A 25,797-nucleotide genomic window follows, 5' to 3' on the forward strand; every position below is an offset into this window, starting at 1 on the left:
CTCGTATTGCCCAGGTTATCGCCCAGGTAATACTGATAATCATACCCTGCTCCGTTTGGTACCGCCTTGCCTTCCTCGGTCTGGATAAAGGTCAACGCCGGGGTTGTCGTTCCGTCATACTGGATGCCACTGATATAGTCGGTATTGCCGGTTGCCGGGCTTACCCTTCGCAGCTTATTTCCGGCTGCATCATACGTGTAGGTAATGGTTTTGCCACCTGTTATGCTTTGCGGCAGGTTGAGCAGGTTGTAGCCTATGGTTATGCTCGTTGTGGCTTTTGTCGGGTCTGTTTTCAGGTTACCGTTGCCATCATAGGTATAAGCCCAGGTACCATGCTTTAAGCCTAAATCACTTGTGGTGGCATCCGTAATGCTTTGCAATTGGTTAGTGCCGCTATAAGTGTAGGTAAGGTTATCAATCAAGGTGCCGGCCTGGTAACGTTGCAGGGTTGTAATATTGCCCATTGCATCATAGGCAATCCCTGTTTCGTTATCATTACTAACCGATGTTCCACTGGTAAGCCGGTTCAGCTTATCATAGGTATAGGTAAAAGTATTGGTATTTGGCGCGGCTGCTGTTCCCCATTGCTGGTAGGCTATGTTGCCGTTGTATTGCTTATTGGTACCGGTATTGTATAACAATTGCATCTGGAACAGGCTTGCGCTGCTGGTTTGTAGCCAGCCCCGTTCGTTATAGGTATAGTTTACAGGCTGCAAAAACGTGGTGCTATCCGTACTGTGCAGCATTTTGGTTTTTACCTGGCCAATTTCGTTATAGTCTGTTTTGCTCAGCAGCGTTTTGGTGGTTGGGGTGCTGCTGCCGTTCTGGATCTGTTCCCAGCTTTTTAGCTTACGCCCGACATGATCATAAATATAGGTATTGGTTATGGTTAACAGTGGTACGGTTGCGCTGGTGGTGTTCCAGTGTTTGCGCGTTGTAGTTGTTGCTGCGCCTGTGAAATCATAAGTGGCGCTTAATGCATCAAAATTACCGGCATTAAGCGTGCCGCCAAGGTAATGCTGTGCGTAACCGGTCAGGCTTCGTCCCCAGTAATCATAATAGTGGGTGCTCCATAACATATTCGCAGGGGTATTTAATACCGCTGTTTTTGAGGCTACCAATTGGCCTCGGGTGGCTAAGTCGGCACCGGCAGGTGCCGTATACTGTGCCGGCAGGCTTGGCGCATTGCTATAGCTGTCGTAATAGTTAATGGCAAGCGGCGTGGTTGTGCCAGTGGTTGGCCAGGCCACATTGGTATAGCCGCTGGTGGTTGCCGCAGGCGACTCGTAAAAGTTTGAGTTGATAGCGGTAAGTATGCCCTGCAATGCCGGGCGGGTATCTGTACCCGGGTTAATCCACGTACCGGTAATGGCAACCCTGCCCTGCGCGTCGTATTCCGTATAGATCCATTGCTTGGTAAGCCGCTGCAGGCTGTCTTGCGTGGCAACGGGCTGGTCCATATTATTGTATACGGTATAGTCCCATCCTTTGCCGGGGATCCTTTTCTGCACCATCCGTCCCAGTCCGTCGTACATGTACTGGTAGCAGTAATTGTTCAGTGTGGTTGTGCTGATGGCTGCCGCAGCATCCGGGTTGGCTCCCGGTGGCAGCACAAAGGCTAACTGGCCTTTATCATCATAAACATAATAAGTGCTGAGCTGCTGTAACTGGCCGCCGGTGTAATTATAGGTCCGTTTTAATATCACGTGCCCGTCAATATCCTTATATTCTTCCACGGTGCCTGCCCTGCCGCTTGTCCAGTTCTCATCTTTAGCAATGGTTAAGGTAAGCTGGCCTACGGCATAAGTGGCTGTATTGCCTGTTCTGTTTAGTGTTTGCCCCCCGCTGCTGCTAATGGTTGTGGTATAAAGCGCCACCTGTCTGCCGTTTACCGAGTCGGTTGCGAAGGCGGTTGCATTGTTCGAGGCATAATCCATTTTTACGGTATGGCCGCCCGGCTGCCAGGCAGCGCCGGTAGCGCCCTGTTCAACAGGCCTGTTTAGCGGCGAGTTATCAAACAGGGTTTGTGCATAAGCATTGGCAATTGCGCTTACGCCCGCAGGCGGGGTAGTATAAAAAGCCTGCTGCTCAGTACTTACTGCATTGAGCCGGTAGCTGCCTGCCGTGCCGGTTGCCGGGGTGTAAGGCAGGTATTTGGTAACTTCTCTTCCATACTGGTCATAGGCCTGCGGCTGGATCATGTCATTTCCAAACGGACTGGCCATTACCTGTACGGTTTGGATGGGCCGTCCAAGGCCGTCAGCATATTGGATGCTTTGCATCAGCTGGCAGCTGCCCAGCCCGGTAAGCTGGCTCTCGTCTGTAAAGCCGGAGATCCGAGGGGTGTTACTGATCACATAGTTACCCGTAAGCGTTGGCGCCGTGGTAAGTGTTAAGCAGTCAAAGGGCTGGATAGTTGCGGTAAATGGGCCCGTTGTTGTAAAGCCTGTGCTCAGCGTTACCCTCACGTTGCTGCTGTAATTACCCGTTGTATTTGGCGATGATAAAATTAGCGGCCCGTTTACCGTTTGTGCCAGGGTATTGGTAAAGCACAAAAGCAGCGTTATGGCAGCCAGGATAGTTTTATAGGTCAGGTTTTTGTTTTTTTGCATTGCCTTAGTGGTTAAACCAGGTTATCATTTGGTTAGTTTATGCTCAATGTTAAATCAGAGCTGCCTGTTGCTATTATTACCGTGCTAAAGCTGGCGCTGTGCCCGCTTATGGGTGTTCGCGTCCCCATGGTAAAGGTTGCAGTAAATGAGCCAAACGGGTTTATGCTCACCGTTGCATAGGTGCCCGCCGGAACGCTTACTACAGTGCTGCCCGTTGCCGGGAAGTTATACGGTGTTGCAATGCCGGTAAATGTAGCCTGATAGCCCGCGTTCCCCGTATTGTTGGTTAGCGTAACGGAGATGTTTTGTACCGGGCAGCTACAAACCGTATTGGCTTTTATCTGCCCCTTGGTGTTCAGGTCATACATTGCTTCTGCATTGGCATCGGCTGTGGTTGCCCCATAATACCTGTTGGCCGGCACCGAGTACGTAGTTGAAGTTGGCGAAGTGCCCGCAGGGCAGTTATTGCGCGTAAAGGAGGTTGCACCTATGGCCGCATTTCCCACTACCTGGTCGTACATATGGTAGCCATAATTTTTTACAATATTACCTGCCCAATCTTTAACGTTCCTTAAACGTGAAAAGGCGTCGTAATCAAAATGGCTGATGGAGCCTTTGGTATCGGCTATATTTATAATACCGCTAGGATTGTATGCATAGGTGGTCATCTGTGCAGCAGCAGGGTACAGCCGCAGCTCATCAATAGCAGCGGTTCCGCTTACGGTAACACTGCTGTTGCCGACCGGCACCTGGTATTCGTAATAGGTCCAGTTATTGCTTGTCCGTAAGGGCGTACCGGAAAGGCTGCTGCCTGCGGTAACCGTTGGCGCGCCGTTGTTGCTCCATAACGAGAGCACATACGCTTTTGCAGCATCCATAGCAGGCGAAGTAACAGCCCCCAGATTTAGGGCGTATACCATGTTGCCTGTTGGCGCAGTAGGGTCAGTTACCGGCGCACCTGCGTAATACCATCCGCCGTTACGCGGCGCCTCAAAGCTGGTATAGGCCACCTGTGATATACTGGTAGCATTTTTTATTTGGGCCACAGGCAGTTCATAATTGTAATCCCACAGCAAGGAAACAGGGGTGGAATTACGGGGGGTATACTGAACAATATTATTCTGAGGGTCGTAGTTATCAAAACTGATCATTTGGGTGTACCGGGCATCTTTGGTTAAGCTGACTCCACTTACACCTGATGCAACAAAATCTGTAACAGGAGCAGGAATATTGAGGATAGAGACTGTAGCAGGTACAATACTTCCTGTTAAATTTCCTGTTTTGAACTGGTTAAGCTGGCCACTGATTATTGCATTAACCGAGGTGGTTACGTTCTTCAGGGTATCATACTTCTCAATGGCCTCTGCCTGCATATTGCGCGTTTTCATACTGTCGATCACCGCGTTGCCCGCCAGATAATCTGCGGGGTATTTGCTCCGGGTAATTAAAGTATTGCCTTTGCTATCGGTATGATAGGTGCGGGTTACCTGCTGGTGGGCGATGTTGTCATATTTATAGCTCACCGTGGATAGCGTAGCTTTCGTCGTATCGTTCATGTCATATAGCTTCGTCGTCGTGCCTGTCAGGTAATTGTCGTCGGAGGTGATATAATAATAAATAGGGGTATAAGAATTAGCATCGTCAGGACTTGCCGTACCTGGTTCGATCGGATTTCCTGCTGACCCTTCGTTATAATTCTGTTTCCTTACGGCTAATCCAACATCATCATAATTTGTATAAGGAAAAGCGGTATAGCTGTTGGTGGTAAGTTTCACCGGCTGGTAGCTGCCATCTGTTTTATGAATATATTCCTTTTTGGAAAGCAAATGCCCCCTGACATAAAATGAACTTAGGTAGACCAGGTTGCCTGCCATCGAAGCATCCGATATGGCATCACGTTGATCAGTAAAAGTATAATCTGTCCGGCCTATATTAGTGCCCGGTGTTCCTATATATTCAGTAACCGACGGATAAACCACTGTGGCCCCATCATAGGCCTCCAGATCACAATGCGGGTTACTCGAATAACTGCGCACGGTCTCTGAGCCGTCTAATAATGGGTTAGCTGTCCCGCGCGAAGGACTGAAGTGACGGTGGGTCTGAGATGTTGAGAAATAAGCGTAATCAAGCAAAAAGTTCTTTCTGGCGCTGTTGTAAACGTAGGTCTTCACAGTAGGCGTCGGGTTGACACCATCATAGCTACTAATCGTTTTTATGCGCAGCCCCCCTGCCTGGTAAAGTGTTCCTGCATCCGTATATTGATTGGTTTGATAGGTAAATGCGCTGTAGCCACCCGAGGGATAATGGATGCCTGTAAGAACGAAGGCCTGCATGTAAGTGGAATCCGGATTGCGGTTGGCCTGGCCGATAGTCACATTGGTTGAACCCAAGCCGTTCGCGCTGTAAGATATGGTCTGTCGAGGGGTAAGCATCGTGTTATGTAGGCCTGTATTAATGTCATACCCATTATTATAATAACCCCAGTAATCCTGTAGATAGGAAGGATAGTCGGGTAAGGAAATAGAAGTGTTGTAATCAAAGCGGTAATGCTGCATGATACTTCCTGCTTTATCCAGCACCTGGATGGAATCCAGCCGCAGCCGCCTAGCACTCGTGGGGTTGAAATAAGATTTATAAAACACAATGGTCTTTTGCAGTTCCATTGTTTTAGTCCCATAATTATATCTATAGATCTTTATATCGTTCAGGCCATAAGCATGATTGCCACCGACTCCGTCAACATCTGCTCTTCGGGCGGCGTCCAGTTCAAAAACAACTTTACCGTTCTTGAAATTGATCTGTTGAGGCAGTAGCTCGTTTGTAATATTAGTAATACCCGTATTGTTAGGTGCGAGGCTGTAAGATGCGTTGCTGTAAACACCTGGCGCAATGTTATTAATACCGTCAATGACTGTGTAAACCTCATTGTCTGCCGAGGGATAATCGATTTGGTCCTGCTGGTAAGTAAAAGATATTGTGTCACGCCGGTTCTGAGAGATCATGCTGTTGATTTTCCATGCAGATGCGATCCAATTAGTGAGTGCTCCCCCTAATGTCGAATAGGTTGACTCCGTTCCTCCTGTGTCTCCAAACGAATAATTATTACCGTGCTCATCCGCGATATTGAATTTGCTTATTGATCCCGTCTTGCTGATTTTTAACGGCGAGAACGGTAACATCCTTACCGCATAATTTTTACCAACCGAACCGTCAAAGAAGAATTTTCCTCCATGGCCAGGAAAATCGTAAGAATAAATATCAGGCCTGGAGTCATAAATCCCTGTCGCTACATTCTCCAGGTAATCAACATTAGCTATTGTATTAGCGCTAAATGTGCCAGGCTGCCACATATAGCCATTCAAGTATCCATAAGCTACGTCATCCGGCAGTCCCATTGTTTTCCTTGTGACTTGCCCCCCGGATGAAACAGACCAGCCAAGACCGGCCCAACTAGCTACATCGGTCACTTTTATGCCAGAGGCATGATAGGATAGAGTTATTGGCACCTGAAACCCTCCTGCCTCAACAGTGTATAAAGGAATAGAAATGTCCGGCACCCCTGTAAATTCATTTACCTGGTAGGTGCCATATTTCTCCAGCGCAGTAGCTGTTGGTGACCGGGGAAATGGCTGGGGAACAAAATACTGTGTCTGAGAGCCTGATTGCGCTTTTACACTTATGTGCATCGCCGCAATATTTAAAATAATGCAAAGGGTAAATAATATTTTTTTCATCATTATTTATTTTTTAACTGATCTATTTCCTTTTGTTGCGCTTTTACAGTTTTGGTTAATTCAGCCGTAGTTCTATTTAATTCCATCAAATACAACGTCAACTCCTCCACCTTTTGTACCAACACCTTGTTCATTTCGCCCAGGTTAAGGCCGTTCTTTTCAACTTCGGCTGCTGATGGCACATCAGGTAGATGGTGGTTTTTGTCGATGTAGGTTTTTACATCGGTTAAAGTGGGTAACTTATATGTTGGGTTGAAAACATAATCTGGAAAGATATTTGCATCAACTACAACAGATTTGGAGTGAATGGTTCCATTTACAGTGAGTGCCTGATCCGGAGAGGTGGTCCCAATGCCAACATTACCGGCATTATTAATAATCATCCTTTGCACATCATTTGATAAAAAATTAATTATTCCTTTAGCCTGAAGATTAATGTTGCCGCCGCCACTGTAACCATAAGAGCGTACCAGCATATTTCCAGGCCTTACGCCCGTTGTCCATCCAATTTCGGGAACATTTGTACCATCGCTGGTAATATGAAACTCAGACATGGGTGTCCATCCTCCATAAGGAGTTGCATTTTCCAATACTACATAAGGGGCATTTGTAGTATTACCGCTTCCTCCCATGTGAATGGTTGCAGGTGTAAAAGCATAAATATTCATTGCTGCGCCAATATTTATTAACCCCTGTACATCAAGCTTTGATGCAGGTGTTGTGGTTCCAATGCCTACATTATTTGTTATAGTTGTTGGATAAATGTTACTACCGGATAAGGTCCATTGTGCCTTGCTAGTTATTGTAAAAACTAAAAATGCAATTGTTGTTATTAAAAAAGTTTTCATTTTATGAGGCTTTTGCGTTGTTAATTGTGAGTTTTATGATTCAGATTATCAAGACTTTTCTTCAGTTCATCAATTTGCTTTTGTTGTGATTTTAGAAGATCAGACTGCTGCTTAACAACTTGATTTATCTTCTGCTGATCTGCCAATTGCCTGTCCTTCTCTATCAAATACAGCGTTAACTCCTCCACCTTTTTCAACAGCACCATGTTCATTTCGCCGAGGTTAATGCCGTTAAATTCACGGCCTGCTTTCCCGCGCTATCAATTGCCATTTTATTCAAATGATTGCTATAAAATAATTAGGCGCTGAAAAAAGGTGGGGTTGAAATTTTATCCATGTGAAAAAAGCAAGGTTTAATAAATACTGTTTTTTGTGTTAGGGGTATTACACAATATTCCGGCAAACATTTTTAACCAATAAAAACATCTTGCCGAACTACCACTAAAATAGTTACACTACATGATAATCTCATCCATCAGTAAAAATAAATAAACCCTGAAAATCAGCATTTTATAACATTTTTCCAGCAAGGCCTTCTTTCATAAAGGACGCTGCGCTGTGATTTGCAGAAATTTTGTAGGCGGCGGGTAGTAATAATGTTTACAAAGCCCGTCAACCATAAACCCCGCTGATTTATGGTTGACATATTTTCAGGTTAATTCTATTCTTTTTTGTCTTTCCCTGCTGCGGCATCTGCTGCTGCCTGGGCTTTTTTAACTGAATCCTGCTGGGCCTTTTTCTTCTTTTTGTTGAAGAATCCTTTTAATAGGAAGTTGCTTTGTGCTGCTTTAAGGTCGGTATTTAGTGTGGTGGTGGTAGCATGCACATTCTTCATGGTGGTTTTGGCTTGCTGAACGGTTCCTTCAAGGTCTTTTGAGAGCTTGTCGCTGTTTAATAACCGGCCAATGCTGCCCTTGCCGCTGTTTACTTTATTTACAATAGCTGCCAGGTCGCCGGTAAGATCCGCGGCGTTATCAGCCACTTTTGTTAGTTTGCCAATTATCCTGTCTACATCAAACGGCGGAATTGATGCCAGCTGGCCGCCATCCTGTACGGGCTGTGTACTGGTTATGCCACCGGGGACAATAACTATCAGTTTATCGCCCATTAGGCCATCGCTGCCTATGCTTATTTTCGAATCGGTTTTAATAAACTTTTTAACGTTGTTGTTCAAGGTAAGGTCAACCCTTACCGCACTGTCTGTTACTATGGTTATGTTTTGAACCACACCTACGTTTATCCCGGCAAAGCGCACATTGTTGCCCACCTGCAGGCCATTTACGTTTTTAAAGGTCCCGTGAACGCGATATGTTGAGCTGAAAAGGTTTTTTTGGTTGCCGATAAAAAAAATGACCAGCACCAGTACCGTTAAGCCGACAAAGGTAAACAGGCCTATTTTTATTTTTTGAGCGGATGTCGTTTTCATAATATATCTTTAAAATATGATCCCACAAGTTTTTCTTTTGATTTGTGAAGCTCGTCGAAAGAGCCTTCAGCTATGTATTCGCCATCGTCCATAATAACTACCCTGTCAGATGCTATGCGTGCGCATTCCATATCGTGGGTGATGATGATGGATGACGTTTTTTGTTTCTTTTGGATAGATAAGATCAGATCGCTGATCTCGCGCGAGGTTATCGGGTCAAGCCCGGTAGTTGGTTCATCATACAATATGATCTCGGGCTCAACTATTATGGTGCGCGCCAGCCCCGCCCTTTTTCGCATCCCGCCCGATAGGTCTGCCGGCATTTTATCAATGGCATCAAGCAAGCCAACGCTATCCAGGGCTGCTTCAACCCGCTTATCAATTTCTGCGCGGTCCTTTAATTTTAACACCCTGGTGAGGGGGAACTCCAGGTTTTCGCGCACTGTCATTGAATCATACAACGCGCCGCTCTGAAATAAAAAACCAATCTTTATTCTCAACGCTTTCAGCTCTTTATCATCCATTTCGGCCACCTCATCGCCAAACACCCTAACAGAGCCGCCATCGGGTTTTAACATCCCTACAATACATTGAATGGTTACCGATTTACCGGTACCTGAGCGGCCCAGGATAACTACATTTTCACCCCTGTGCAGCTGGAGGTTTATATTTTTTAATACATGCTTAGTACCAAAGGATTTTTTAAGCCCTTTTATAGCAATAACAACCTCTTGCTTTTTGGGCGCCTGCTGCTTATGTCCGGTTTTTTCTTTTTCTGCTTCCATCCCTATTTATAAAACAACAAACTGGTTATCTGAACAGCAATGGCATCAATAACAAAGATCCACAGCGATGCGGTTACCACCGCCGAATTGGCTGCAATACCCACACTCTCGGTGCCTTTGTTGGAGTGAAAGCCTTTATAGCAGCCTACAAAGCCAATGGCAAAACCAAAAAAAATGGTTTTTATAAAAGCAGGCAAAAAGTCGGTAAAATCAAGTGCGGCAATTACTTTGGTAAAGTATAGCTGAAAGCTTATGCTATCGCGGATGTTCAATGCCAGGAAACCGCCGAAAAGACCTATCGCATCTCCAATAACAGATAATATGGGCACCATTATAGTTGTTGCAATAATGCGGGTAACCACCAGGTATTGAATAGGATTAGCTCCGGATACTTCCATAGCGTCCAGCTGCTCCGTTACCTTCATACTGCCCAGCTCTGCGCCAATGCTCGATGCTATTTTACCGGCGCAAATAATGGCGATAATAACCGGGCCAATTTCGCGGATAAAGGAAACCGAGAGCGTTTTTGGCAACATGCTTGCCGCACCGAACGTTACCAGTGTTGGCCTCAGCTGTACGATGAGCACCACGCCCATTATAAACGAGGTAATGCCAACCAGCATCATTGAGCGGTAGCCAATTTCGTAACACTGCCGCACAAACTCCGACCATTCAAAACCACCTGCAAAAATGTTTTTGAAAAATTTAAAGAAAAAGCCAACGTGGTCGCCAATGTTTTCGAACCACCGCTTCCATGCCGGCATTGTAACATCTTCTGTCATAGATATTTATGTTTTTATATTAAAGCAATAGTTCGCTTTTTTGTTTTTAGCGCTATCAAATAAATTTAACCCTGGTGTTAATTCGGGACCGGCTATAATACTAAGAGGGTATCTGCTACAGGCAAGCGGATTGCGCCATTTTTTAATAATTGAGTTGATGTATAAACAAGGCAGCTAGGGTTTTGTTTGAATGGGGGTTTTAAGGGAGCAATGAGGTGTGCTTTTGGGGTTGCCTGCGGCCGGGCTTTACGCTCATACGCCTGCAGGCCTTAGGCGCGAAAGGCCGGTATCCACTGCAATCCATAACCCGGAGGAAGGTTCTGTGCGTTTATGCCTGGTTGTGTAACATTAAAATAGCCTGCAGGTTGTTTGTCCTGCAGGCTACTTTAATTGTTGGTTACCTGTCCTGCGGGCCAGCCGGGGACGCTTGCGGCAGCGACAGTAATGGCTACTCGTGCCCGGATGAGCTTTTGGTTTACATTACCTCCGGCTCAATTAAAAGGATGTCTATTAATCCTTGCAATCCATAATAATCTCTTGCGCTACTATACAGATAATCCTTTCCTGATCCTTGAATTTATATTTGACACTCATTAGCAATAAAAATACCGCATTGCTGGTTACTTAGAAAGCGGTATTTTGTTTTTAAAAATCATGTTACAACATAGCACTTTGGCTACCTAAACGCGGGGCACGAGTAGCCTTTGCGCTTAAGCCAGGTTCGTCATACTCACGCGCCAGAATGGGAGGAGATTGATGTACTAGCTATCTCCCCAGTGTACATTCATTAATATATATAATGAAATCGGGATAATTAGGGATAAAATAACGAGAATCCCCTTATAAAATCTTTTGTTGGTGTTTTCGTCTTTCCAGTAAAAACGATATTTATTATAAGAATTTTTATATTTTTTGTTGTTAATTAAGAAAAGTGCGACAAAAATAATTGCCCCGAACCATCCAATGAATTTGGAGTAGTGAGCCAACTCCTCTTTTGTTAAGAAATTTTTAATAATTGGGTTGATTATAAGTTCTAAAAAAAATGCTTGTGATAATGACATAAAAATTAGAGCGGTCACCCCAGTTCTACCATCTCGTTTAAACATAAATTGAGTAATTCTGTAGAATATATAATCAAAGAAAAAATTCATATATTAAGGATAAAAAATAATTAAAACACGATAAATTACCTAATATTGTCGACAGCATCTCCGATTCGATCTGTTAGAGATCTGTTACTAAATATGGTAAACCCAAGATCAACAACGCCATAGACTAAACCAAATTCTGGAAATATTACCCCTAGGGTTCCGATGGTGGACTTAACGAAAGTCCCTTTTGTAAAACCTTGAGGCCTATTACTATCCTCTACAATTGTTGCGAGAACCGAAGCCGCTCCTAAAACCCTACCCGTTTTTGTGAGAATTCTATAATTCTTTATTGCTTGGGCTCTTTGAGCCCAATACCCTACTTTTGCTCCAGGAGCCAAAATTTCGCCGATCAAACCAGATTGTGTGCTTGCCACGCTAGCGATCCAAGATTTGCTGCTTAAATCAGTTGTTGTTTCAGTATCCCAAGAACCGGACACACCATGCCAGCTCTCACCTTTCTCATTAGCGCCTCCTGAAAAATTAGTAGCCATAAAACTTCCACTTACACCATTGACAGTTGTCGGACTTCCATCAGATAAATGATAGTAGCCCCCGGTAACAGTGTTGGCATCCAAATTGGCTGTTCCCCAATTTAATAAATCATTCCCTGCTATGGCAGAGGCAATACGCCCATTATCGCCATTTTGCTGGTATTGGTTATCTAAACCTGCTATGCTAAATCTGTTCAACGTAACGTTTACAGTAGTATTTTGATTCAAATAATCGAGCGTAGCGCCCAGTATGGCCCCTATAAAGCCGCCGCCGCCGCCACCGCTATTAGAAGATCCGTTACCCATCTCATCTATCGTTTCAAAAGGGTTGGTGACGCCATGTAATTCTCTGGTTACCATATCTACAAAAGCTGCATTACTTTGCAGCGGTGATTGATTCCCCATTGGGTCGTTATTCATTATCGGGTTATTGCCTGCATAATGGTAAACGCTTAGGTTCTCTGCCCCTTCCGCCATCGGATCGACACCAACAAACCTTGCCAATGCGGCATCGTAGTTACGGTAAAATGTCTGCTGGTAATCCGGTAAATTACTAAAATCATTCTGCCACTCGCTACCGCCGTTATACAATTGCTTGTTGGGTGTTGTTGGCAAAGCCATAGCGCTTGCCATGCTCATGCCAAAGCCGTAGTAGCTGTTCTCCTGTTTCACAACAGCTGCATTGCTGCCATTGTTCTGGAAACTAACACGGGCATTGCCCTGCTGGTCGGTTATAACAAATTCCTGTACCAGCGTACTGCTGTTGTTCAACACACGCCCTTCGGGTATGGCAAAATAGCTTAAGATATTGTCTATAAATACAAATCCGTCAACGTAATCGGTAGTATGCTGTAATGCTCCGTTATCATACTGCCGTTTGCGCAGTAACGTGCCATTGGCATTGTAGGTATAATCAATGTAACGGTTAGTTGCATTGGTTATGGTTATCTTATCCGTTCTGTTCAAATCATCATACCCGATAGATAAATGCTTATAAGGGTCGGTAGTCAGGTTGCCATTGCCATCGTATAAATAATTGCCCGTTCCGCCCGAGAAACCGGCAGTAGTTCCTGCATCCGCAACAGATAATAGCTGGTTTGGGATAGTAGTGCTGTAAGTATAGCTCAAATTATCAATGGTGGATACGGCCCCCCCGTTAACAGTAGAGGTGTTCCGGTTCAGATGAGAAATATCGCCGCCTGCGTCATAAACTATACCATATTCGTCAAAACCACCTGCATTATTGCTAAAACTGCCGATACCCGCGGCAGCCCGCTCGCCATAGTTTTCAGCCGTATACTGATCAAGGTCGTTGTAGGTAAACTTATAGCTGCGTTCTTTGGTAGCAATGCCCGATCCGTCTTTGCTCATCCATTTAACCCCGGTTAGCTTACCGTTAAACCTGGGGGCATTTAATAAGCCCGCATCCTGTTGATCATACAGCAGCTCCATACCAAACACATCATTGGTATCATCGTTGGTTCTATTGGTGCTCATGTCGTTGGTAAGCGTGCTGTTGTTTATGGTAAGCAGCTGCCCGCGTATGTTATAGCGGTAATTTACCGATTGCAGGTAGTTGGTTACAATTTGCGCGGTAAATGTTGACCCCAAAGGTACGCTGAAGCCGGGATTCATGGAAATGCTGCTTGTAGCCAATATGGTATTGGTACCACTGTAGGTAGTGTTCAAACTTTGCGTTGCCGGGATCGCGGCTGCTGAAACATAGCCCAATCCTTTCTTTATTACCTGCCCAATTTCATTGTAAGTATAAGCTGCAACAGGCTGCATGGTACCAGCATTATATTTCTGGCTTACCTGGGTAACGCGGTTCATAGCATCGTAAGTAAAGGCTGTATATACGGTTGTTGTTACACTTGCGGAGCTTTTCTTTAAAACCTTTGTAGCTTGCGGAACTCCTGTAAAATCGTTTACAATAGTTTTGGCATCGGTAAGGGTATATGCCGCGCTGTAAAACACCTGGTTGTTACTAAGCTCCTGGATGAGGGAGCCGCGCTTATCGTAAAAAAACGCCCGGGTTATCCATACGCCGGTTAATCCGTTGCCAACGCTTGCCTTGCTTACCATAGTTGGTACGCCGCGCAGTGCCGCCGCTGTAGCGCTTTCCTCGTTGGGCAGGTTCGGGTCGCTTTGCGTTGCGTAGTTAAAATCCGGAACACCGTCAAGGGTAAGGTCGTAATCGTCGTAATAGGCAAAAGATAGTGCAGTCCCGGTGGTTGGGAATGCGTTGTTGGTATAATACCCGCCATTTATAGGCGAGCCGTTGCGGCTTTCGTACCAGATGGTGGTAAAACCATTCACATAAGTCTGCATGGCGCTTTGCCCTAAATGGGTTCCGTCAGCATAAATACCTTGGCTTATAACCCTTCCTTTAGCATCATATTTTATATAGTTCCACCGGTTGTTTTCCTTTAATTTTGCATTCTGCATTAAAACCGGGCGGTTCCAATTATCATAAACAATATACATCACGCCCTGTGCGGGTACTGTTCTGCTTATTACGCGCGCCCGTGCATCATAGGTATAATGGAATACTATGTTCATCAGTGGGGCAGTGGCGAGGTTGTAATTATTTGTGACCAGCAACGCAACAGCCTTTGGCGGTATTACATAGCTTACCATACCTGCAGCATTATAAATATAATAGGTATCTAAATTACCCCCGCTGTGTATTTGCCTTTTCAGTATAGTATGACCTTCAAGATCTGTAAAAACAAAGGTTTCCACACCATCCTCATCCTTACCGTCTGTTACGGAAAGGCTGTTAGCCGTATAAGAACTACCGGTATAAGTACCATTAAGGCCCCAGATCAATATATTCCCATCGGCGCTGGTATTTGGGCGGTAGCTCACTGTTTTCCAATGGTTGCCGCCAACCCCGGGCTGAAAGCCTGTTCCCACCATGCCTGTGCTAAGCAAACGCTGTAAAGGGCTGTTCTCAAAAACCTGTTGGTTATAGGGTATCCCATCTGTAGCTACCAGGTTAAGCGGTTGCCCGGCAGAGCTGTAAAAGGCCGTTTGATCGGTACTAATGGCATTAGGGCGATAGCTGCCTGTTGCATCGGTGCTTTTACCTGCATACGGCAGGTATCCTGTGGTTTGCCTGCCCAGGTTATCATAGGCCGCGGGCTGTATCAGGTCATTCCCGGCTGGGCTTGCCTGCAGGGCTACGGTTTGAATGGGGCGGCCCAGTCCGTCGTAATAACTTATTACGGTTTGCTTCTGGACGGTTGTAAGCCCGTAAACCTGGCCGTCAGAAGTAATATTCGGAACCTTTATGATTTCATCCTGAACAAAGCCGGGTTGCTGGGCTTTTGCCTGCTGCGCAAGGAGTAAAACAAAACAGCTTAACAAACCACAGATTAGTTTTTTATGATATAGATTGCACATCTTCTTTGGTTTAGGGGTTAACAGTGAATAACGAAACTGGCAATATTGGATGTGCCGCTTTGCTGGCCTGGAGCACTAACTATGCACCTTACCTGGTACGCTACAGGCGGAGATGCGATTTCCATTGAAAACTGAGTGGTATTAGTGCCAGCGTTTGTCCAGGTAGCGCCGCCGTCATAACTGATTTGCCATTGGTAAGAAAGCGTCGCAAATCCCGAGTTTATTACCGAAGTGACGGTATAATAACTGTTCAGGTCATCATGCGGATTTGTGCCACAGGTTACAGCAGGCAAGGGTATCTGGTTACAACTGTTCCACCCTGGCGCGCCAGACTGGCATATCGAAGGGATCAGCGGCGGCCGCACCGAAACCGGGGTGGATGACGATACCGTGGCAAAGGCTGGGTTTGTGGCGGTTACGGTTATGGTATAATCTCCGTTGGCGCTGTAGGTATGTGCCTGCGTGTTCCCGTCCAAGGCAATTACAACCGGCGTGCCGTCCCCAAAGTTCCAGGCATAGGTAGTGCCGGTTATGCATGGCGTGGTAGCAACAATAAAAGTTTTGGGAATTGTTGTCGATATCAGGTCTGTATAGCTAATGGCGGGGGTAACCAGGCCGGCAGTATTTTGAGAGGGTGTTATATAGGTTCTCTTTTCAATGATGTTCTTATCCTGGTCTAATTTAAATAACAACCGTCCCCATTTGTCGCTGGTATAATAGGTGGATACACCATTAGTATTGGTTTCAGCAATTTTATGGTGCGTAAACGACTCGTATGCTACCGTAGCTGCTTCGGCCACATCAGGATAAAACAGGATATCATCTATACTTATGTTTTGATTGGATGTAAAGCTGACAGTAAAACTGGAAGGTAAAGTTGCCGCAGGTATCTTTACCTCATAATATTGCCAGCCGGACGATGGATAATTAATAACCGGATGGGTACTTATACCACTTAACGATAAGGTAAGCGTACCTGCCAGATTAGCATTGATCCATATAGAGAATATATAATTTTTTGCTGCCGTATTTTTTGAAAGTGTACCCGAAGCAACGGTTTGGGTACCGGCATACAGCCCGGCGGCATTACCGGCATGACTGCCCACAGGTGTGTATGCACCTGTACCGGTAATGGAAAACGTGCTTACCGGGGGGGCAACCATGCTGTCAAAATCATTAAAGGCGACTTCATTATAATTAGCGTTTTTGAACGCTGTTGTAACCTGGTTCGTCAGGTAATCATGAATGGTGGTCTGTATATGCTTATTGGCATCATCAACCGTTAAAGGGAAACCGGTATTGTCATAGGTATCGTAATTAGCCACCGGGAAATAACCTGCGTCTTTTGTAAGCGTTTGCCCGCTTATAGAAAGGGGAGTAAAAACCCCACCGTCCGGTTGTACCCATTTAAGTTGCTGTGAGGGCATATAGTGGGTAATGGCCCCGATGGTACTGGCGCTGTATAGGGTTAAATTTGCGCTTGTTGTTGCTGTACCCCCCCCATTTGTCACCTGCCGGTATGTTTCCACCGGTATATTGATATTTTGTTGCTCCAGGTAATAAATAGCGTTAACATTTGGATTGGCGCCTGCCGCTGCCGCATAATCCTTAGTATAGGTAATGCGGGTGGTTACCGTATTATTATCGCTGTTGGTAACGGATTGCTGTGTCAGCAGTTTGTGATTTGTACTTCCGTAAGTATAACTAACCGTACTGGTTTGTGCCTGGCTCAACGTTGGCGAGTCGAACACTTTTTTAGCCACAGTAGCTGTCAGTTCACTGGTGTTATAGTAAATAGTGTATTTATTGTAGGATTTTACCAGCAAAGCGCCGCTGGGGTTATCATCATACTTCAAGGCGGTTATAACCGATGGCGCATACGACCGCTGATAGGTGTAATTTTCTTCACTTACCTCAGTACCTGCATCATTGTAGTTAGTGACTTTTTGAAGTATGCCCCTTTCAAAATCGTAATTGGCATTAGGAATGAAGGGATAGGAATATACATCGTTTTTAACAGGTCCATATGTCGAGCTGCAATTGTTGCGCGCGATATAGCTGGTTGTTGGCGCCCACTCTGTTGTTGTGCAGCCGCTGCATGAAGGGCTTGCCGAAACATCCCATGCAGTAGCCGGAATATTATAATTGTAAACAGTGCTTCCGGCACTTGTCTGGCTTACCTTAGTGCTCGTGTACATGATGGTATGGTCGTCAGCCGAAAGGTCGTCAGCCGAAAGTGCGGTGCCGTCCGTCCAAAGGCTTTGTCCGGTCGCTGTTCCGCTGTAGGGTATGGTAAATGCGAATTGCGGCAGCGATAGCGGTTTCCCGCTGGAAACTCCTGAGGAGTTGAGGTATGAATAATTACGGATGATGCTTGTATTGGTTATATTGTCTTTATCAACAATTTGGTTTACCCGTATGCCGCCGCCCTTTACTACAGTTCCCGAAGGCGCATCAAAATAATCGTTGGATTCATAGGTGATGGACGAGCTGCCACCCTGGGCGTAGGTAATACTGCTTAATGAGCCGGTCATTACATTTGTTGGATCGGCAGCCCTGTTATTGCCCGAAAGCGTATAGGAATAACCGGTACCCGGAGAAGCCGACTCTTTAATGAGGTAACGCGGATAAGAAGCGACCGAAGGGGCGGGGTTAACGTATACCGATGGCATTAAATTACCCCCTGTAGCCGTAGCGGAATAATACCCCCAGTAATCCAGGAGTGTGGAAGCCGAATCAGGTAGCGCATTCGGACTGTTATAATTAAACTGGTAATTAACCGGAGTACTACAATCCGGATCGCTAAAGCTTGCAAGAAATTTTCTGTGATATGCAACAGTTCCAACGCTGTAACCTATAGAATTGTAATTGAATTGAAAGCCTCTTCCCATACCAGTGATAGAAGATACTACCGTTTGCCCTGTATTCCCGGCATCCAAAGTAGAGGGGAGGTTCCAGCCAAAAATAAACCAGGTAACCGGCGTCGGCTGGTTAATGTTCGTCGTCCCTATTGTGTTAAGGGTTTGAGGGGTCACAGCCTGCAGTATTTTGTATTGCAAAACGTTTGTGGTTGATCCGTTCAGGTACAGGATCACCGGGTTGGTGCTATTTCTTACCTGAGCTGCTATATAAGTGAAAACAACCCCATTTCCGTTGGCATCTGTAATGCCGGTCAAATTCCAGCTGTCGGAGTAATTAATGCCGTTTTGATATTGTTTATATTGGGTTGCAAAATAATTGCCTGTTCCTGTGCCCAACTGTGTGATTTGGGTAACAGATTCGGGGGCTGCAAACACATATTTTATCCCTTTATCGGTTGTTATAGTAAAGGTGGTGATGCTGTTAGCATTATTACCTGTACCGCCGGCTGTGGTATAGGTGATTACGAAATCCTGGTAGTTAACCGGGTGAAATTTGGCATCGCTCCTGTCATAAACCAATTGGCAGGATAAACCAGGGGCGCTTACATAAAACATATCCGGCTCGGTATCGTAATTATAGGAAAAATGGCTGTTGATATACGTGATATCTGGTGTTTCGTTAGCGCAGGTGCTCCCATTATTTAATATACCAAATCCGCTTATAGCATTGGCGGCTGTATTGGAGGTACTCATCCAGCCAGGCATGCTAGCTCCTGAATTATCTTTGTAACAATCATCCGGAAGACCACGAACCAGCCTGCTGATCTGTCCGCCTGCGTTCAGTTGCCAGCCCATACCCGCAGTGCCTTCCACATCTTTTGGTTTAACGCCAGTTGCCTGGTAGGTAAGGGATATAGGCACGGATATCTCGCCGCTGTTTATCGTATAAATAGGTATCATTACATTAGCTGTGCCGGTAAGCGGGTTAGCGTTAACTACGCTTTGTGCATGCGTCCCGTAGCAGCAAAAAATAAAAATTGCGCAAATTAAGGGAATTAGTTTTTTATTCATCTGGAATTCAGGGGTAACAGGTATAAAGTTTGGTTGAAAATCATTTCGCTTTCAAAGCGGAAGGGGTTGTTTTAATCGGGGATTGCTTGGTAGTTTATGTGATGGTTCAAGTGTTAAGTATTTAGAAGTCCAAGGTAAAAAACAATCGCGACAATTAAAAATTTTTCTAAGTTCATAGAGCGGCAGAAGGTGTCCTTAAACTATTAAACCCACGATAGTTGCTAGTAAAAGCGTTTTCCTTTTTTTTATATTTCTGGCTATTTAGTTTTTTTATGATTCAGATCATTAAACCCTTTTTTCAGCTCATCGAGTTGCTTTTGCTGTGATTGATTTACTTTGTATTGATCCGATAGGTTTGTATTTTGTTTTATCAGTTGTTTATTTAGTTCTGCCACTTGCTTATTCTGCTGAATCAAATACAGCGTAAGTTCCTCCACCTTTTGCACCAGTACCTTGTTCATCTCGCCCAGGTTAAGGCCGTTCTTTTCTACTTCTGCCGCTGATGGCATATCGGGTAAATGGTGATTTTGTGCGATATAGGCTTTTACTTCGGTTAAAGAAGGCAAACGGTACGTTGGGGTGAATACATAGTCCGGGAAAATATTCGCATCAACCACCACTGATTTGGAGTGAATAGTTCCATTTACTGTGAGTAGTTGATCAGGGGCTGATGTACCAATGCCTACGTTGCCATTTGCAAGAATACGCATACGCAAGTTTGTATCGTCCGTAGGAGTAACAGCACCCATAATAAAATCCATATTGTAAGCCTGGGCCTGTAAAGTAAGGCTTGCGCTCCCAGAAACTATAAGCCCCTGTCTTGTATTGGAAGAGGCTACCCGTTGCCCAACATAGCCACCAAAAGCTGCTAGTCCGCTGCTTTGAATAATTGCAATTGTCTGATCAATTGAATTGTTAGCTGATGTAGTGGCGACAGCAAGCTTAGATGCCGGGCTTGTTGTTCCAATACCAACATTACCACTATTATCAATAACCATCCTTTGAATATCATTTGATAAAAAATTGAGTATTCCTTTTGCCTGCAAATTAATATTGCCACCACCGCTGGTACCATATGACCGTACCAGCATGTTTCCGGGCCGGTTGCCGGTTGTCCATCCAATTTCAGGAACATTTGTACCATCGCTGGTAATATGAAACTCAGACATGGGTGTCCATCCTCCGTAAGGAGTAGCATTTTCCATTACTACATAAGGGGCATTTGTAGTACTACCGCTTCCGCCTGTGTGAATGGTTGCAGGGGTAAATGCAGAAATATTCATTGGCGCACCAACATTTATTAATCCCTGTACATCAAGCTTTGATGCAGGTGTTGTTGTTCCAATGCCAACTGAATTGGTTGTTGTAATAATGCCGGTTCCTTGAGTCCATTGTGCTTTACAGGTTATTGTAAATGCTAAAAATGCGATGGTTGTGATTAAACGGGTTTTCATGCTATGTTTTTTAGTTATTATGATTCGAGTTATTACGACTTTTTTTCAGGTCACCAATTTGCTTTTGCTGATCTATTAATTGTTTACTCTGTTCTGCTAACTGTTTGTTTTGCTCTATCAAATACAGCGTAAGCTCCTCCACCTTTTGCACCAGCACCCTGTTCATTTCACCCAGGTTAAGGCCGTTTTTTTCAACTTCTGCGGCTGATGGTACATCGGGTAAATGGTGGTTTTGATCGATATAGGTTTTTACTTCGGTTAAAGAAGGCAGGGCATAGTCCTTATTGAATACATAGTCCGGGAAAATATTCGCATCAACTACTACCGATTTGGAGTGAATGGTTCCATTTACAGTTAGTAGTTGATCGGGATTGACAGTGCCTATGCCTACGTTGCCGTTTAATGTGTTTATAAACATTCGTGGGGTACCGCTGTTGCTGTTGAACTGGAAACCATAATCGCCGGGATAATCGCGCGGAGCGGTAAAAATCATCCCCCCGGTGCCGTTATAAAATGATGATGTTATGGAGCCATCGTAGGTAGTGCCTGAGTACGGAGTACGAAAAACTATACCTGATTGTGCTCCGGCACCTAAAGTAGACACGAGTACCAGCTGATCAAGTCCGGTTGTAGACGTATTACTAATAGTGAGTTTTGCCGCAAGGGACGATGTTCCAATACCCACGTTATTACTAATTGTTGTGGGATAAAGATTGTTACCTAAAAGTGTCCATTGTGCCTTACAGGTTATTGTAAATGCTAAAAATGCGACGGTTGTTATTAAAAAAGTTTTCATTTTATGAAGCTTTTGCGTTGTTAATTGTGTTTTTTATGATTCAGTTTATCAAGACTTTTCTTCATCTCATCAATTTGTTTTTGTTGTGATTGATTTGTTTTCTGCTGATCTGCCAAATGCTTGTTCTGTTCAATCAAATACAAAGTCAACTCCTCCACCTTTTGCACTAAAACTTTGTTCATTTCACCCAGGTTAAGTCCGTTCTTTTCAACTTCTGCGGCTGATGGTACATCGGGTAAATGATGGTTTTGATCGATGTAGGTTTTTACTTCGGTTAAAGAAGGCAGGGCATAGTCCTTATTGAATACATAGTCTGGAAAAATATTCGCATCAACCACTACTGATTTGGAGTGAATAGTTCCGTTTACAGTGAGTTTTTGATCGGGGGTGGTTGTCCCGATGCCAACATTTCCCGCTAAATTCAGGTATAAACCCGTGGTGTAGCTTAACGAAGCGTAACTTGTTGTAGCCGGTGCATATTGTATTTGCAAGCCAGAGGCTCCATGGTCTACATCAATTAAAAATTTTATGCCATAGGACGAAGGGGGGCCGTTGTGGTTCACAAATTCTAACGCTGAATTACCATTACCAATTTGCCCCAAACGAACTTGTTCAAAATTATAGGTCCCCGGAATTACTATTTGATTGGACGATGCCCCGCTTAAAAAATCTCCAATTTGAAGTGCAGCAGATGGACTAGTTGTACCAATCCCCACATTGCCGCCAGGTTTAATAAAAAGGCGCCCATTTGCCACACCCACTTCACCAATATTTAAACCATAAGCAAATGCGGCGTCATTTCCGATATTCCACGCCGCAAGTGACCCCGCATCTGTATTTGCAAGTCTAAGTTGGGGGGTATTGCCTGTTCCTGCAATTACAAGTTTTTCAGCAGGACTTGTTGTTCCAATGCCAACTGAGTTGCTGGTTGTGATAACGCCGGTTCCTGGAGTCCACTGTGCGCTACAAGTTATTGAAAATGCTAAAAAAACAATGGTTGTGATTAAAAAAGTTTTCATGTAATGATTTTTTGAGTCTATAATATGGGTGCCTATGATGTGTTTTTGAAATAGCGGGTTAACCTCCATTGCTTCTCTTAAGCAGGAATAAATAACTTTTTGGATAGCTGTAAAAGCTAGTAAATGCCGGTATTGGCACTAAGTGTGTGTTTTCATTGTGAAAGGGTTAGTCATGAGCATCTTTATGCCCACGAAATTTTTGGAGTAAGGTAAAAAGATTTGTTTAATTATAAGTTACAACCAAAAACTTTTGTCCCTTTTGTGTAAGGCTAAGGCCATGTGACATGCACTACAAATATCGATAGCGGAAATAGAGAATGTGCTGACAGTGTTTTGTCAGCATTTGGCTTTACTTGAAAATAAGTGTTACGTCCCTTTATGCGATCAATAATTTATTAAATATAAGACCACCCAAACATTCCATTTTGCGTGTTTAAACACCTATTATTTATCTCCAATTTAATTATGTGTATTTTTGCAAAAAATTGGATGCCAAATGGCTAAAAAGGCAATTATTGTGGGAGCAAGCGGATTAACGGGAAGTTGCCTGTTAGATATTTTACTGCATCAACCCGCCTATGATGAAGTATTGGTGCTGGTGCGGAAAGATTTGCCTGTAAAACACAGTAAGTTAACACAGATGGTTGTTGATTTTGATAAATTGGATGACTATACAGCTAAAATTACTGGTGACGTGCTTTTTTGCTGCTTAGGGTCGACAAAGAAAAAGACGCCGGATCTGAAGGATTACCGACAGGTGGATCATGATTATCCTTTTCACCTGGCACAAATTGCGTTGAATAACGGGATTCATCAGTATCATTTGGTGTCAGCTATTGGTGCGAATATAAAGGCGTCAAACTTTTACTCAAAAATGAAGGGTGAAACAGAAAATGATATAATTAAAGTTGGGTTGCCTTCTCTGCATATTTATCAGCCATCTTTCTTAGCCGGGGATAGGAAAGAAGACCGGCCTTTGGAAAAGTTCTCCGCCGGGTTAATGAATATCATAGATCCACTACTTATAGGCAAGCTTAAAAAATACAAAAGTATTAACGCAACAACAGTTGCCAGCGCCATGTATAAACAATCATTACAAAACAAACCGGGAGTACACATCTACTCCTCTGATAAAATAAAAGAACTATCGTGAGTAATTACATCTCTGCCGAAAATCTCGGCCATTCTTTTCATGATCACTGGCTTTTCAGAAACGTAGCCATTGGTATTAACCGTGGCAGGCGGGTTGCACTTGTAGGCATAAATGGTGCAGGTAAGTCAACCCTGTTAAAATTACTTGCGGGTAGTTTAAAACCCACCGAAGGCAAAGTTGCCCAAATGCGCGATCTCAATATGGGTTATTTAGAACAAGACCCGGGCTTTAAAGATGCGGTTACCATAAGCGATTATATTTTCCATGCCGATGACATACAGCAGCAACTGATCCGCAAATACGAAGAGTTGCTGGAAAATGACCCCGAAAACTCCAAAGCCATTGAAAACGTAATGGAGGAAATGAGCAATGTGGATGCCTGGGAGTATGAATATAAAATAAAGACCATTTTGGGTCGATTGGATATTCATCATTTAAATCAAAAGATAAATACCTTGTCCGGCGGACAGAAAAAGCGTTTAGCCCTTGCCAAGCTGCTAATAGAAGATCCGGACATTTATATTTTAGATGAGCCAACCAACCACCTGGATATTGACACCATTGAGTGGCTGGAGAAATTATTGACCGATGGCTCAAAAACCATCCTGATGGTTACGCACGACAGGTATTTCCTGGATAATGTATGTAATGAGATATTGGAGATTGATAAAGGCAAGATCATCCCCTACGTTGGTAATTATGGTTATTACCTGGAGAAAAAAGCGGAACGCGAAAGTGCTGACGAGGCCTCTTTTCAAAAAAACAGCAATTTACTACGCAAGGAACTGGAATGGATGCGCAGGCAGCCACAAGCCAGGGGCACTAAATCAAAAGCCAGGATAGATGCTTTTTATGATCTGGAAGAAAAAACCAAAAACGGTGGCGCCAAGCAAAAGGTCGAGCTAAGTGTTAAAACTGCCCGCCAGGGGAATAAAATTATGGAGATGAACCATCTCTACAAGTCATTCAGGGATCAAACGTTCATTAATAACTTTAGCTATATATTTAAAAAAGGAGACAGGATTGGTCTTGCCGGAAAGAACGGGAGTGGAAAATCTACCCTGCTTAATTTAATTACAGGCGGATTACAGCCCGATAAGGGAACAATTGATAAGGGGGAAACTACGGTTATCGGTTATTTCCACCAGTCGGGTATAGTATTTAAGGACGATGAACGGGTTATTGATATAGTAAAGAACGTAGCTGAGTTTATAACCATGGCCGATGGCAAGTTGATCTCTGCTTCTGCCCTACTGACTTTATTCCTGTTTCCACCGGCTAAACAGTATGGATTTATCTCTAAACTAAGTGGTGGCGAAAAGAAACGGCTCCAGTTAATGAACATTTTGATGAAGAACCCAAATTTCTTAATCCTGGATGAGCCAACAAACGACCTCGATATTGATACCTTGAATGTGCTTGAAGAATTTCTAACCAATTATTCAGGTGTTTTAATGATGGTCTCGCACGATAGGTATTTGCTGGACAAGCTAACTGATCAGCTTTTTATAATGGAAGAAGGCGGGCATGTGAAAATCTATAATGGAAATTACTCTGCATACCGGGTTGAATTAGAAGAAAACAAACAACAAAGTAAGCGTAATCCGGTTGTTGAAACAGTAAAAACAACTGAAACTAAAAAGAATAAACTGAGTTTTAAGGAACAAAAAGAGCTTGATACATTAGAAGGCGAGATTGCAGCAATTGAAAAACAAATAGAAGAAAAGAATAATACGCTTAATGTAGTGGGTATTGAAGTAGCAAGGTTAAATGAAATACTACAGCAAATAACTGATTTAAACAGTAAACTTGACGAAAAGAGTTTCCGTTGGATAGCTTTGACTGAACTAAAAGAAGCCTAAATGAAGACATCAGACATATTAGCATCAATAGGTGTAATTATTTTATTGATTGCCTTTTTACTAAATTTATATAAAAAACTACCTGCACAAAGCAAAATATATGGGCTTATGAACTTTATTGGTGCTGGCGTTTGTTGTTTTTCATCATATTTAATAAGGTTTTATCCCTTTGTTGTTTTAGAAGGGGTTTGGGGATTTGTTGCTTTACTATCATTATTTAATGTTCCACGTGGAACATCGGAAAGCAATAAGTAATTTTGTGGAATAGGGCCATGTTATATTCCCTGTCAATAACCAACAAATTATGTTCCACGTGGATCATAATAAAAACAAACAACATATTG

At 43.9% G+C, this 25,797-nt stretch carries 16 protein-coding genes; 3 read left to right on the forward strand and 13 right to left on the reverse strand.

Annotation, left to right across the window (positions count from 1 at the left end; translation table 11 throughout):
* The 13 genes from BUE31_RS25925 to BUE31_RS25990 form a co-directional block, all read right to left on the reverse strand.
* Positions 1-2,612, reverse strand: a 2,612-nt coding sequence (locus BUE31_RS25925; protein WP_073406785.1) for a DUF6443 domain-containing protein, incomplete at its 3' end; no start/stop codon positions are given.
* Between the two features lie 32 nt (positions 2,613-2,644).
* Positions 2,645-6,349 carry a DUF5977 domain-containing protein gene (locus BUE31_RS25930; RefSeq protein ID WP_143167262.1) on the reverse strand — a complete coding sequence of 1,235 codons (3,705 nt, stop codon included), beginning with the start codon at positions 6,347-6,349 and terminating at the stop codon, positions 2,645-2,647.
* On the reverse strand, positions 6,349-7,194 hold the full coding sequence (locus BUE31_RS25935; RefSeq protein ID WP_073406787.1) for a hypothetical protein: 846 nt from the start codon (positions 7,192-7,194) through the stop codon (positions 6,349-6,351). The genes BUE31_RS25930 and BUE31_RS25935 overlap by 1 nt, the downstream gene beginning before the upstream one ends.
* Positions 7,195-7,214: 20 nt before the next feature.
* Positions 7,215-7,406 (reverse strand): hypothetical protein, encoded by a 192-nt coding sequence (locus BUE31_RS25940; protein WP_073406788.1) that lies wholly within the window; start codon positions 7,404-7,406, stop codon positions 7,215-7,217.
* 449 nt (positions 7,407-7,855) lie between these two features.
* Entirely contained in the window at positions 7,856-8,620 is a 765-nt protein-coding gene (locus BUE31_RS25945) for an MlaD family protein (RefSeq protein ID WP_073406789.1), read from the reverse strand.
* Positions 8,617-9,405: an ABC transporter ATP-binding protein gene (locus BUE31_RS25950; RefSeq protein ID WP_073406790.1), complete on the reverse strand. Its 789-nt coding sequence runs from the start codon at positions 9,403-9,405 to the stop codon at positions 8,617-8,619. The genes BUE31_RS25945 and BUE31_RS25950 overlap by 4 nt, the downstream gene beginning before the upstream one ends.
* A gap of 2 nt (positions 9,406-9,407) precedes the next feature.
* Positions 9,408-10,187, reverse strand: a complete 780-nt coding sequence (locus BUE31_RS25955; protein WP_073406791.1) for an MlaE family ABC transporter permease — start codon at positions 10,185-10,187, stop codon at positions 9,408-9,410.
* Positions 10,188-10,948: 761 nt separating this feature from the next.
* The gene (locus BUE31_RS25965) at positions 10,949-11,338 is read right to left on the reverse strand and encodes a hypothetical protein (RefSeq protein WP_073406793.1); all 390 of its coding nucleotides are present in this window, start codon (positions 11,336-11,338) and stop codon (positions 10,949-10,951) included.
* 35 nt (positions 11,339-11,373) lie between these two features.
* Complete coding sequence (locus BUE31_RS25970; protein WP_073406794.1) at positions 11,374-15,237, reverse strand: DUF6443 domain-containing protein; 3,864 nt, start codon at positions 15,235-15,237, stop codon at positions 11,374-11,376.
* A gap of 17 nt (positions 15,238-15,254) precedes the next feature.
* Positions 15,255-19,169, reverse strand: coding sequence for a PKD domain-containing protein (locus BUE31_RS25975; protein WP_073406795.1), 3,915 nt, complete (start codon positions 19,167-19,169; stop codon positions 15,255-15,257).
* 257 nt (positions 19,170-19,426) lie between these two features.
* A complete protein-coding gene (locus BUE31_RS25980) occupies positions 19,427-20,623 on the reverse strand; it encodes a hypothetical protein (RefSeq protein ID WP_073406796.1) in 1,197 nt (398 codons plus the stop codon).
* A 10-nt stretch (positions 20,624-20,633) separates the two neighbouring features.
* On the reverse strand, positions 20,634-21,419 hold the full coding sequence (locus BUE31_RS25985; RefSeq protein ID WP_073406797.1) for a hypothetical protein: 786 nt from the start codon (positions 21,417-21,419) through the stop codon (positions 20,634-20,636).
* Positions 21,420-21,439: 20 nt separating this feature from the next.
* A complete protein-coding gene (locus tag BUE31_RS25990) occupies positions 21,440-22,438 on the reverse strand; it encodes a tail fiber protein (protein WP_143167264.1) in 999 nt (332 codons plus the stop codon).
* 496 nt (positions 22,439-22,934) lie between these two features.
* On the opposite strand from BUE31_RS25990, the gene BUE31_RS25995 reads away from it, so the two are divergent.
* From BUE31_RS25995 to BUE31_RS26005, 3 genes are read left to right on the forward strand one after another with little or no spacing between them, the layout of a single operon-like run.
* On the forward strand, positions 22,935-23,591 hold the full coding sequence (locus BUE31_RS25995; RefSeq protein ID WP_073406799.1) for an oxidoreductase: 657 nt from the start codon (positions 22,935-22,937) through the stop codon (positions 23,589-23,591).
* On the forward strand, positions 23,588-25,453 hold the full coding sequence (locus tag BUE31_RS26000) for an ABC-F family ATP-binding cassette domain-containing protein (protein ID WP_073406800.1): 1,866 nt from the start codon (positions 23,588-23,590) through the stop codon (positions 25,451-25,453). Before BUE31_RS25995 ends, BUE31_RS26000 begins: the two co-directional genes overlap by 4 nt.
* A complete protein-coding gene (locus tag BUE31_RS26005) occupies positions 25,454-25,708 on the forward strand; it encodes a CBU_0592 family membrane protein (protein ID WP_073406801.1) in 255 nt (84 codons plus the stop codon). It begins immediately after the preceding gene.
* The last annotated feature ends 89 nt before the right edge of the window (positions 25,709-25,797 follow it).

Source organism: Mucilaginibacter sp. OK098, assembly GCF_900142915.1.
Taxonomy (GTDB): domain Bacteria; phylum Bacteroidota; class Bacteroidia; order Sphingobacteriales; family Sphingobacteriaceae; genus Mucilaginibacter.

Excerpts from the sequence above, each read along its gene's own strand:
- BUE31_RS25930 (WP_143167262.1), bottom strand. The coding sequence starts at position 6,349 with ATGATGAAAAAAATATTATTTACCCTTTGCATTATTTTAAATATTGCG.
- BUE31_RS25935 (WP_073406787.1), bottom strand. The coding sequence starts at position 7,194 with ATGAAAACTTTTTTAATAACAACAATTGCATTTTTAGTTTTTACAATA.
- BUE31_RS25940 (WP_073406788.1), bottom strand. The coding sequence starts at position 7,406 with ATGAACATGGTGCTGTTGAAAAAGGTGGAGGAGTTAACGCTGTATTTG.
- BUE31_RS25945 (WP_073406789.1), bottom strand. The coding sequence starts at position 8,620 with ATGAAAACGACATCCGCTCAAAAAATAAAAATAGGCCTGTTTACCTTT.
- BUE31_RS25950 (WP_073406790.1), bottom strand. The coding sequence starts at position 9,405 with ATGGAAGCAGAAAAAGAAAAAACCGGACATAAGCAGCAGGCGCCCAAA.
- BUE31_RS25955 (WP_073406791.1), bottom strand. The coding sequence starts at position 10,187 with ATGACAGAAGATGTTACAATGCCGGCATGGAAGCGGTGGTTCGAAAAC.
- BUE31_RS25965 (WP_073406793.1), bottom strand. The coding sequence starts at position 11,338 with ATGAATTTTTTCTTTGATTATATATTCTACAGAATTACTCAATTTATG.
- BUE31_RS25970 (WP_073406794.1), bottom strand. The coding sequence starts at position 15,237 with ATGTGCAATCTATATCATAAAAAACTAATCTGTGGTTTGTTAAGCTGT.
- BUE31_RS25975 (WP_073406795.1), bottom strand. The coding sequence starts at position 19,169 with ATGAATAAAAAACTAATTCCCTTAATTTGCGCAATTTTTATTTTTTGC.
- BUE31_RS25980 (WP_073406796.1), bottom strand. The coding sequence starts at position 20,623 with ATGAAAACCCGTTTAATCACAACCATCGCATTTTTAGCATTTACAATA.
- BUE31_RS25985 (WP_073406797.1), bottom strand. The coding sequence starts at position 21,419 with ATGAAAACTTTTTTAATAACAACCGTCGCATTTTTAGCATTTACAATA.
- BUE31_RS25990 (WP_143167264.1), bottom strand. The coding sequence starts at position 22,438 with ATGAAAACTTTTTTAATCACAACCATTGTTTTTTTAGCATTTTCAATA.
- BUE31_RS25995 (WP_073406799.1), top strand. The coding sequence starts at position 22,935 with ATGGCTAAAAAGGCAATTATTGTGGGAGCAAGCGGATTAACGGGAAGT.
- BUE31_RS26005 (WP_073406801.1), top strand. The coding sequence starts at position 25,454 with ATGAAGACATCAGACATATTAGCATCAATAGGTGTAATTATTTTATTG.